This window comes from Thermosinus carboxydivorans Nor1, from assembly GCF_000169155.1.
GTDB classification, from domain to species: Bacteria; Bacillota; Negativicutes; order Sporomusales; family Thermosinaceae; genus Thermosinus; species Thermosinus carboxydivorans.
Genome location: NZ_AAWL01000040.1, coordinates 1 through 9,539 on the forward strand (window position 1 = coordinate 1; position 9,539 = coordinate 9,539).

Consider the following 9,539-nt stretch of genomic DNA (forward strand, 5'->3'; position numbering starts at 1 on the left):
AACGCACACGTTCTTCTTCACGGACTTTAATGACCATGGCATCTACCATGACAAACGGGTATTTTTGATCCTTTAATGGACGTTCATTCCAAGCGTGCACAATTGGATCTAGGCGCTTACAAAGGTCTGATACGGTCGACTTGGAAAACTCGCTGCCACAAAGTTCTTCTGTGATTTGCGCCACCTTACGGGTCGACACACCGTTTACGACCATTTCCATCAAAGTCAGCACTAATGCTTGCTCACTACGTTGATAGCGGGCAAACATCTCGGTTGAGAACTTACCGTCACGAAACCGTGGTACTTTTAGGGTGATCGTGCCAACACGGGTGGTAAGTCGATGAGGGTACACTCCATTACGATAACCTTGACGCTCGTCTGTACGCTCGTAGCGCTCAGCACGCAATTGTTCTGTGGCTTGTGCTTGTAAAATCTGGTTCAATACCTCCTCCAAAAAAGACGCCATTGCCGCATCTTTTGCATTGCTTAAAAAAAGTTGATGCAAAATTTTCGAATCAATGTTAATCTGGTATTGAGCCATTTCAAAATCACCTCTCGTTGAATGTTGTTGCCGCTTCATTCTAACTGAGGATTTTGAATTGGCTCTTCTTTTGTTAATTCCTTTTTACACAATTATACGGACTCTACTCCACTTACCGCCAATGGATCGAGCCGAAACACAAGAGTATATACTACATCACCTGAAAAATAGCGGGAGCAACCGGCGCGATCTTTACCGACTCCGCCATTGATGTGGTAAATGAGTATTCCGGCGGCATAGCCAGAAAAGTGAACAATGTATGCCAGGCAAGCCTGCTTCATGCCGCCTTGGGGCAAAAACGGCTAATCGACGACCATATGATAAAAGTGGTCATCGAAAATGAGTTTGTGGTTTGAACTATATTGTTTGGCCGAACCATGTGGTTCGGCCAAACAAAGTGAGCCAAACTTGCGGTCACTTATTTTGAGCAGGGTAGGGTCAATTAGTGTAAGCAGCAACAGTAGTAATTTTGCTTTTTTCCAGTATTTTCATCATAATGGCTGGTATAATTATTGCCGAACATGAAGGTTAATTATACAAATTAGGAACTTGATCGCGTTAACCGAGGATATTTTGTTATTTGTGTGTCATATAGTAGGAAACAGCTTAATATAAAAGCGTCTACTGCAACAACCAAAGTTGTATGCCCTTTTCGATTGCTAAACTTAAGCTTTCGAATAGCAAACAAAACTTAATTTTGAGTTTTTTGAAGGACTTATTGGAAGAATATAGAAAAATGATGTCTGAACGATTGTTTATATAGAAAGGATGTTATTTAATTATGAAAGCAAAAGTCTTACTTATTATATTTCTCCTAATGCTCCCGGCGACTATTTGTTTAGCTTGGAAATATACACCCTATAGTACTGGTATAGTAGTTGATAAAAATATGATCGTACTAGCGGTAAATGTAGGCGGGCCAGCTTACAACTCAGGCGTTAGACCTGGTGATATCATTTTGAGTGTTTCTGATGGTGGAACTAGTATATCTTCTCTGGCAGCACGTGAATCTCTGTACGCGAGTGAAACTAGACCGATTGTTGTAAATTATAAGCGTAATGAAACTCAGTTAAGTACTACAATAATTCCAACGAAATTATTAGATACTGCGGTAAAAACCACGTATTTAGTTATTGGTAATGCTCAGGATAATTACGATCGACTCGTAAAATCTCTTACATTTCATCCAAATATTTCAGCACTGTTTCCTATACAAAGTATGGATAATAACCTTAAAATGGTTCGAACATATAGCTCAGTTGCAAGGAAAACCGTTAATGAGATGCCAATTTATTTAATAGCACCAGGTGGTAGTGGGTTTGGCTTTACGGCATTAGAAACTATAGGCAATTTTGCATTAATTGATTCTAAGGATGGACAATGGAGTATTTTAAAGGTTAATCTTAGTTTTCGAGCAGAATTTGCGCATTTGTTCGGTCAGTCGTGGGAGAATTTCACTTCTTCAGGAGTACTTGAACGGAAATTAATTGAATGTATGTTTGATAATATATAGGTAGCCTGCTGCGTCTCCATTTAAACTTATTGCGTATTTAAATTTGAGGGATTTTCATAATTCCCTATAATGCGCCCCATTAGGTGAGGCAAAAAAAGAAAAACTAAGGTTGATTGTAAAATGAAATTGAACACTTAAGAAAAAAGTCCATGGTGACTTTTCCTCATATGGTAAAATGGAGTTCTCCAATGAGGAGGCAATCACTATGGCGGATAAACCCCTTAATTTTGGAGTCTTGTCTTAAAATGCTCACTATCTCACAGACACACGTGTTTTTTCACGCTTTCGCTTGTGCGAGTATAGCCCATGCTGGTCATATGTCAAGGCACGCTTCGCTCTGCTAATAGCAGGCCTTGACATCATGACTGCGCGTAAGCTTTAGTACCATTAGCGAAAGCTTGTTAAACCTTAACTATGAGGGCTTTCGCCGGCAACCAAGGAGTTGAACTTGGCAGGTGACATATAGCGCAGGCTACTATGAAGCCGCCGATTGGTGTAAAAATCAATGTATTCAGCTACTACCTTAACTGCTTCCTGGTAGCTTTCAAACTCATGCCGCGATAGGCATTCGTCTTCAAGCAAGCGATGGAAAGCCTCAATATGGGCATTCATGTTGGGTGTCTTGGGTGGTATGCGCTCATGTTCGATGTTTAGAGCATCACATGCTTCTTCAAATGCATGGCACATAAATTGTGGACCATTATCGGTCCGAATAACCGGACGCATATCCGTTTGCAGCAATTTACGCCTAAACAGCTACCGTTTGAGCAAGTTCGCGGCATGTATGCCTTCGCACGTCAAACCAATATGGTAGTCTATGATCATTCGATCATAAATATCGATTATGCACATTATGAAGAAAAAACGATCTTCGCCGGCAATGTAGCCGTATTTTATATTAACTTCCCATAGTTCGTTGATTTTACTGATAATCCGATTACGGGCCAGACGGCGGATATGACGAATTTGTCTAATACGCTGTAGTCGTAAAATATCTAGTTCTTTGCAGAGCCGGTATACCTTTTTCTTGTTGATGATTAACTTGTGTTCTTGCGTCAGGCATTCGGCAAGCTTGCGATAGCCATAAACACTTTCTTCGCCCGAAATTAGTTCGAGCAGCCATTCTTTAATTTGTTCATCGCATATTCTCTCGCCAAGTATATTATACGAATAATCCGGGACTGGCCGACCGCTGCGTATTACTATCGGTACAGTTTGCGCTTTTGTTTGTTCTGTTTCTATAGATTGTTGTTTTTTCGCCGCTCGTAATAAGTTGACTCGTTGATGCCGATAATGCGCAGCACTTGGGCTACAGGATACCCCCGGCATATCCACTTATCGGCAACGGCTATTTTGTCCGATAGCCGTATGTTGTCTTTTTCAAAAGATCACGTAATATTGCAATTTCGAGATCTTTATCGCCCAAAATGCGTTTAAGCCGTTCGTTTTCAGTCTCAAGTTGCCTAAATTCTTGAGGAGTCGGAACATACGAGCTGGTTTTCTTGGCGCTAGGATCCGTGTTTTCCCAGTCTTTGTGTTTGGCCCGATTTAACCAGTTATAAACAGTTTTAGGGCTAATTTCATGTTTTCTGGCAACTTGGGCTACATCGGCACCTTGTTTGATTTCTTCAATTACCATTTCTTTGAATTCTTTAGTATACCGAGTCGATCTCATGTCTCGTCTCTCCCCTCATGTTTTCATTTTATCCTATTTTGAGACGAGACTCCAATTGGATTAGGGGGCTAAATAGGAGGGGGTGAATGGTGCTAGCTTTTACTACCATCATAAACGCTGGGGTTCTACGAAATCAAATATGATTTAAGTTAGCAGAACTAGATATTATGTTGGAGGGATGAATATGATAACGAAGCCGATTTTAGAGCTTTTTTATGATGCGGCTCATATACAACGTTGGAATGATCATATTAGACCTCAAGGTTTTACCGAACTAGACAAACAAGCTCAAAAGATGATAACGGCATATGTTATTGCAAAATATGAAGAAACCGATAAAGGTGCTTCAATTGATTGGGTAAAATTAATTGAAGGAGGTATTTTTGAGTTTTTACATAGGATAGTTCTTACAGACATCAAACCACCAATTTTCCATAAACTAATGAGCGAACATGGAAAAGATCTAAATAGATGGGTACTAGGTCAACTGAAAAATAAGATTGAACAAGTAAAAGGTGATTTTTATTATAAATTTGAAGAATACCTTAATAACCCTGATTATAGTGTTTTGGAAAAAAAGATTCTTAAAGCATCTCATTATTTAGCGACGAATTGGGAATTTCAAATAATATATAACTTAAATTCAAATGTATTTGGAATTAACGAAACCAAAGAAAAGATAGAAAATGAAATAGAAGAGCATTATCATTTGGTAGGTGTGCAGAAAATAGGACTTGGTAAAAAAACAAAAAACTTTTTGGATTTGGTATCTCAACTTCGTTTTCAAAAAAGGTGGGCACATTCGCCAAGATTACCGGAAACATCTGTAATGGGACATATGTTAATAGTTGCAATGATTTCTTATTTATGTTCTATAGAACTTTGCGCTTGTAAGACAAGAATACGTAATAATTACTTTGCGGGTTTGTTTCACGACTTGCCTGAAGTTTTAACGAGAGACATTATTTCTCCTGTTAAAAAGTCCGTTCAGGGGCTTGAAGAACTCGTAAAAAAAATAGAAAATGCACAATTAGAAGAGAAAATTTTTCCCTTATTACCTTTATCATGGCACGAAGAAATTAAATATTATGTCGAAGATGAATTTGAAAGTAAGATTGTTGAAAATGGAACTAAAAAAATCGTTACTTCAGATGAAATTAATAAGAACTATAACAAAGATGAATTTAAACCTTTAGATGGAGAGATTATAAAGGCTTGTGATCATTTATCTGCGTATATTGAAGCCTCATTATCAATTTCACATGGTATTACCTCACATCATTTAAGAGAAGCTGTTGATGAGTTGTATAAAAAATATGCCGATCGAAATATAGCAAGCATAAATTTTGGACAACTATTTGAATATTTTAAACCAAATAACTGAGGCGGAGTGTAGTGCCCCCATTGTCAAGACACTTTAAAGTTAACTCATGTCTTACATTTAACAAAGATCGTATAGGCCTGCTAGAGTGGCATTATATCCCACTCCTCCAAGCCGTCAAAGGTTTGCTACGCGGGCGAAGCTGCTTTTGACAACTTGTCGTCGCGGGATGTCAATTAAGGCAAGGCAGGGCTGGCTAGAAATTCCTGAATAGTATCTATCGGGCGCTTACCTCTATTGCGGTAGCCAAGATGGGGGCGCTTGATTTTGACAGAGTAAAAGTTGTCCACTTTGCTAATGGAATGTGTTGACCACCCCAATCTAAATTATAAATTTTCCTTACAATTGATTAAACCATATTTCGTTATGTAAGACCGGTCAAGGGCGTGCCACGCACGGACTTTAGCCTTTACCATTTACCAGTCTTATGTAACGAAATAAAATGACTAAATGGGGAAGGAAAAATTTGGTGGTAAAATTCACTATTAGCAATGGTAAACAAAATGGTCAATATTAGCAGTACTAGTTTCTAAAATCTAACTGAGGATTATTTTACACATAAATTAGGACTTGATCGGACTTGGTCGCTGTTAACACTACTATCCATAACAATACAAACTTGTTAATGGCATATCTTAGCGGTTTAATTTTGTCAACCACATTTCATGGTTTAAACTGTTATGCAGGCAGTATTAATAACCCCAAAAACAGGCTAATATTTGGCTTACAAGGCAGGGTTATTTTGTGGCTGGTATGAGTGGCGATGCTAACAAGAAAGGGTACTGGCAGTATAGGGTCGTATCGCGGCTTAGTATGGCAGCTTAAGTTGGTTGCTTCCTGATTTTTAGGGATAGTCCAAGTTAGAACATCCTTATTTTGTCTAGGTTTTTGTAACAGCTTAGATTAGGCCATAGTTTACACTATGGCAAAGTTATGGCAATAAGTCCGACAAGAGTAAGAGATAAGGGACAACTGTCCCTTATATGGCTTGGAGGCCTTATATTTGCTGGTCATAACGACATGTAAACTGTCCCTTATTTTGTCCCTTATTGATTGCAAATGTCCCTTATTGTTTGCCAACGTCTGCAAAGCAAAATACCGTCTAAGCCAGTAAAATCAAGAATTTATTAATTAACATAAATGTTTACAAATGGTCTGAAGCCGCCTTCTAAGCGGTTGGTCGCACGTTCGAATCGTGCCAGGCGCGCCAGTAAAATAAAAGCTTTCCGGGGCATGTGTCCCGGATTTTTTGTTGTCAGGCAGGCAATTAGGCAGGCAATATTTATTTTTATTCTAAATTGCAGTGCCAAAAAGCGTAAGGAACTGCAGCATGAATTAATGCGGCTGCATGTGGACATTATCAGCTATATCAACGGCTGCAAGCGTTTATACAGTGTATGTATTAAAACATGGCGGCTGGGTGCCTGGTTGGGCCCAAAGGCACTTAGCAAAGGGTGCGTGGCTTGCGGGTCTGGCGAGCCGTCTAAAAGTTTGCCGCCTGTTCTGCATGGCTGGTTTCGTTTTTTAGGCTAGGGTTAATACAATGACTGCATATTTGTCTGTAAGATCGGGCAAATAGGCGGCGCGATAAATAGCGAAAAAAGCCGCCGTAGGGCGCGCAGGGCGACCAGGCGGCCAAGAAGACGAATTTCAGCGGGTTGGTTAGGTTGCATAAAAAATTATTTGGGAAAACTTGTGTTGAGGCGGTGGTATTAGTGGCAATCCATAATGTGGACACGAACAAAGGCGTTTGGGTGCTGGTCGAGGGATCGCCAGGCGGCGGGTTTGTGGTGGTGATAAAGACCCAACGGACAGCGCCATGTTTATAATGAGCCGGTAGAACTGGAGGAGGCGCTGGCGCTGGCCAATACCGGGGCCGAAATGCTAGGCCTGACGCCAGCGCATGTGCTGGTTAATATGCAGGCTGTCGCTAGCCAGGCGAGCCGGTCGCTTGTCTGCCGGAAGGTGAGGAATTTTGCCCGGAAAGATGGGTTTAAGGTGTAGGCTGGCGGCAAAAAATAAATCCCGACCAAAAGCCGGGACGGGCGAAGGGTTAACGGGCCATTTTTAAGCGGTAAATTTCCACTTCCTGATTGGTTAAGCGGTTATTGAGGACGTTAAATTTAGCGTCAAGCATGGCAATATCCTCTTTGGTGGCCATGTTAGCTTGAATATCGGTTACCTGGGCATGCAAGGCGTTAAATTGAACTTCCAGGTTATTGACCTTGTTTTCTAGGTTATTAACCTTGTTTTCCAGGTTATTGACCTGGCCGCAAAGTTTATCCACAGTAGAGGATAAAGCATGTAGTTGCGCGTCCATTTCTTCGGTACGGTGGAGCAATACGCCAATAAAATCGGTGTTTTCTTTTACCTGGCCTTCAATGTTATCAAGCCGGGCATTAATCTTGGAAAGTTGCTCAAGTACTAACTTTTGGAATTCCTCATTGCTCATGAATCACCAGTCCTTTTTAGTGGTGTGGTTATATTTTAGCATTGCTTGGACTGGATAGACAAGCCTGTAAAAATTTTGTATTTTTAAGCTAAGCAAGGTTATTGAAAGGCGGTGCTGGTAATGGGAAGAAAGCGCGGGCATGGTGAGGGAACAGGGTTTATGACGCGCAATGTCGCCAAAGATACCGAGCCGCCTAAACGGGAAAAGAAGGAGATACAGGTTCTAACAGTCGAGAAAGTCGAGAAGCTGTTAGCAGCGGCCAAAGAAGCTGGAGAGGTGACCTATATCGCTATCCTGTTGGCCTTGTCAACGGGTATGGGCTACTTTGATGCGGCAGTGGGGAAGACGACTTGCTGTGGTGGCTGTATACGGTGTTTCCCGTTACTGATATCGAAACGAAACGGACCTATCTGGGGGAGCTGGCGGGATTTGATGAGAAATTTCTCTGGCGAGCTGTCGAACGCTTGGAACAAGGGCCGCCGACAAAGGGATGTTGGCTGTGTTAATGTTATGGTTAATATGAACAGAAACTGATATAATGTTAATGAAGACCGCCCATGTAACTAACAACTAAGGGGGTTAGGACTATGCCCACCAGAATGAGGTTAACAGACGTCGATTTGTTGGAAGTCCTGAGTTCGTCGGAGTATGCCAGGTTCTTGAAAGAGTTTCAGGAACATCGGTTTTCTAAAAAGGCAATTCTCTATTCACCGAACAATGAGAAAAACCTGGTATTTTTAGTAAAGTCAGGGAGAGTTAGAGTTTATCTGGCTTATGAGGATAAGGAATTTACCCTGTCCATTTTGGAGGCGGGTGATATCTACAGTACACATACCAGGGCTTTTACCCAGGCAATGGAAAATACAACTATATTGGTTACCGATGTCCGTAACTTCAAAAAGATCATTGCTGAAATCCCTGCTTTTGGTTTGAATATGGTTAATGTATTGGGGGATTTACTGAAAAACTCAATTACCATAATTAATGGTTTGGTTTTTAAAGACACCCATTTGAGATTGGTGGAATTTTTAGTTCAAGCTGCGAAGGACAGAGGCGTGACGGTAGAACAAGGAATCAAGTTAGAGCTGGGCTTAACTACTGAAGAAATTGCTCTAATATTGGGGGCTACTCCGAAAACTCACTTCAAAAATTTATGTCAACTACTTCGAATAGAGACAAAGAGATCCCAAGGCCTACTCTATAGGTTTTTTATAGTAGGCATTTGTAAAGAAGGATTTACTTTTAAACTGATCTTAAGCAACTATATTTTCAAGGTTTATTTCAATTCCTGCGTTTTGTAAAAGTTGAAGTGCTCTTTTTATTGCAGCATCTTTACTTCGCTGTTCAAAGTAGTTGGCACCTAATTCAATGTACGGCTGTTTTTTCTTGAGAATATGATAGGCAATTATTAAAATGCTATGTCCTACAGCTACTGCAGCACGGTTAGAACCACGACGGGAACAGATTCTACGGTATTGAGACGCAAGATAAGTATCTTTTTGGCGGGCGGCAGAGCGAGCTGATTGTACAAGTGTTGTTCGCAGATGTTGGTTTCCTTTACGGGTTTTTCCTGATTTTCGCTTATCAGCGCTTTCGTTATGCCCTGGAGCCATTCCTGACCAAGATGAAAGATGCTCCGCGGATGGGAAGCGACTCATATCTACTCCAATCTCAGCAATGATTTCTTCTGCATTGCGCCGATTAACACCGGGTATGGTGTCTAATAGCTCCAAGGCTTCTTCAAAAGGGCGCATACGGTCTGCTATTTCTTTATCCAATTCTTTAATACTTTCATCTAGCGTTTCAATATGTTTTAGTTGCATGGATAGCATCATTTTTTGATGGTAACCAAGAGAGCCCTTTAACGCCTTTTCTAAATCGGCAAGTTTATTACGCAAAGCTCCTTTTGCCATTTGCGCTAACTGCTTGGTATCATCGGTTCCTTTTATCATAGCTTCTATCATAGAGCGGGCGAAA

The 9,539-nt window shown here is 40.8% G+C and carries 10 protein-coding genes; 4 read left to right on the forward strand and 6 right to left on the reverse strand.

The window, feature by feature from the left end; genetic code table 11:
• On the reverse strand, positions 1-541 hold a 541-nt coding region (locus TCARDRAFT_RS14175; protein ID WP_040683505.1), incomplete at its 3' end, for an IS256 family transposase.
• Positions 542-1,322: 781 nt separating this feature from the next.
• Here TCARDRAFT_RS14175 and TCARDRAFT_RS14180 point away from each other — a divergent pair.
• Positions 1,323-2,054 (forward strand): hypothetical protein, encoded by a 732-nt coding sequence (locus tag TCARDRAFT_RS14180; protein WP_007290659.1) that lies wholly within the window; start codon positions 1,323-1,325, stop codon positions 2,052-2,054.
• A 408-nt stretch (positions 2,055-2,462) separates the two neighbouring features.
• Here TCARDRAFT_RS14180 and TCARDRAFT_RS15385 read toward each other — a convergent pair whose 3' ends face one another.
• The 3 genes from TCARDRAFT_RS15385 to TCARDRAFT_RS14190 form a co-directional block, all read right to left on the reverse strand.
• Entirely contained in the window at positions 2,463-2,741 is a 279-nt protein-coding gene (locus TCARDRAFT_RS15385) for an integrase core domain-containing protein (protein ID WP_198003952.1), read from the reverse strand.
• 69 nt (positions 2,742-2,810) lie between these two features.
• A complete protein-coding gene (locus tag TCARDRAFT_RS15390; RefSeq protein ID WP_007290653.1) occupies positions 2,811-3,383 on the reverse strand; it encodes an IS3 family transposase in 573 nt (190 codons plus the stop codon).
• A gap of 19 nt (positions 3,384-3,402) precedes the next feature.
• Positions 3,403-3,729 carry a transposase gene (locus TCARDRAFT_RS14190; RefSeq protein ID WP_007290654.1) on the reverse strand — a complete coding sequence of 109 codons (327 nt, stop codon included), beginning with the start codon at positions 3,727-3,729 and terminating at the stop codon, positions 3,403-3,405.
• 184 nt (positions 3,730-3,913) lie between these two features.
• Here TCARDRAFT_RS14190 and TCARDRAFT_RS14195 point away from each other — a divergent pair, with 184 nt between their 5' ends.
• Positions 3,914-5,113 carry an HD domain-containing protein gene (locus TCARDRAFT_RS14195; protein ID WP_007290655.1) on the forward strand — a complete coding sequence of 400 codons (1,200 nt, stop codon included), beginning with the start codon at positions 3,914-3,916 and terminating at the stop codon, positions 5,111-5,113.
• A gap of 2,050 nt (positions 5,114-7,163) precedes the next feature.
• Here the strand turns inward: TCARDRAFT_RS14195 and TCARDRAFT_RS14205 are convergent.
• Entirely contained in the window at positions 7,164-7,562 is a 399-nt protein-coding gene (locus TCARDRAFT_RS14205) for a hypothetical protein (RefSeq protein ID WP_007290656.1), read from the reverse strand.
• Between the two features lie 120 nt (positions 7,563-7,682).
• Between TCARDRAFT_RS14205 and TCARDRAFT_RS14210 the strand changes: the two genes are divergently transcribed.
• On the forward strand, positions 7,683-8,096 hold the full coding sequence (locus tag TCARDRAFT_RS14210) for a hypothetical protein (RefSeq protein ID WP_040683507.1): 414 nt from the start codon (positions 7,683-7,685) through the stop codon (positions 8,094-8,096).
• 125 nt (positions 8,097-8,221) lie between these two features.
• Entirely contained in the window at positions 8,222-8,863 is a 642-nt protein-coding gene (locus TCARDRAFT_RS14215; protein WP_198003953.1) for a Crp/Fnr family transcriptional regulator, read from the forward strand.
• Here TCARDRAFT_RS14215 and TCARDRAFT_RS14220 read toward each other — a convergent pair.
• The coding region (locus TCARDRAFT_RS14220; protein WP_007290657.1) for an IS110 family transposase at positions 8,816-9,539 on the reverse strand (724 nt) is incomplete at its 5' end. The genes TCARDRAFT_RS14215 and TCARDRAFT_RS14220 overlap by 48 nt on opposite strands.

Excerpts from the sequence above, each read along its gene's own strand:
- TCARDRAFT_RS14180 (WP_007290659.1), top strand. The coding sequence starts at position 1,323 with ATGAAAGCAAAAGTCTTACTTATTATATTTCTCCTAATGCTCCCGGCG.
- TCARDRAFT_RS15385 (WP_198003952.1), bottom strand. The coding sequence starts at position 2,741 with ATGTGCCATGCATTTGAAGAAGCATGTGATGCTCTAAACATCGAACAT.
- TCARDRAFT_RS15390 (WP_007290653.1), bottom strand. The coding sequence starts at position 3,383 with ATGCCGGGGGTATCCTGTAGCCCAAGTGCTGCGCATTATCGGCATCAA.
- TCARDRAFT_RS14190 (WP_007290654.1), bottom strand. The coding sequence starts at position 3,729 with ATGAGATCGACTCGGTATACTAAAGAATTCAAAGAAATGGTAATTGAA.
- TCARDRAFT_RS14195 (WP_007290655.1), top strand. The coding sequence starts at position 3,914 with ATGATAACGAAGCCGATTTTAGAGCTTTTTTATGATGCGGCTCATATA.
- TCARDRAFT_RS14205 (WP_007290656.1), bottom strand. The coding sequence starts at position 7,562 with ATGAGCAATGAGGAATTCCAAAAGTTAGTACTTGAGCAACTTTCCAAG.
- TCARDRAFT_RS14210 (WP_040683507.1), top strand. The coding sequence starts at position 7,683 with ATGGGAAGAAAGCGCGGGCATGGTGAGGGAACAGGGTTTATGACGCGC.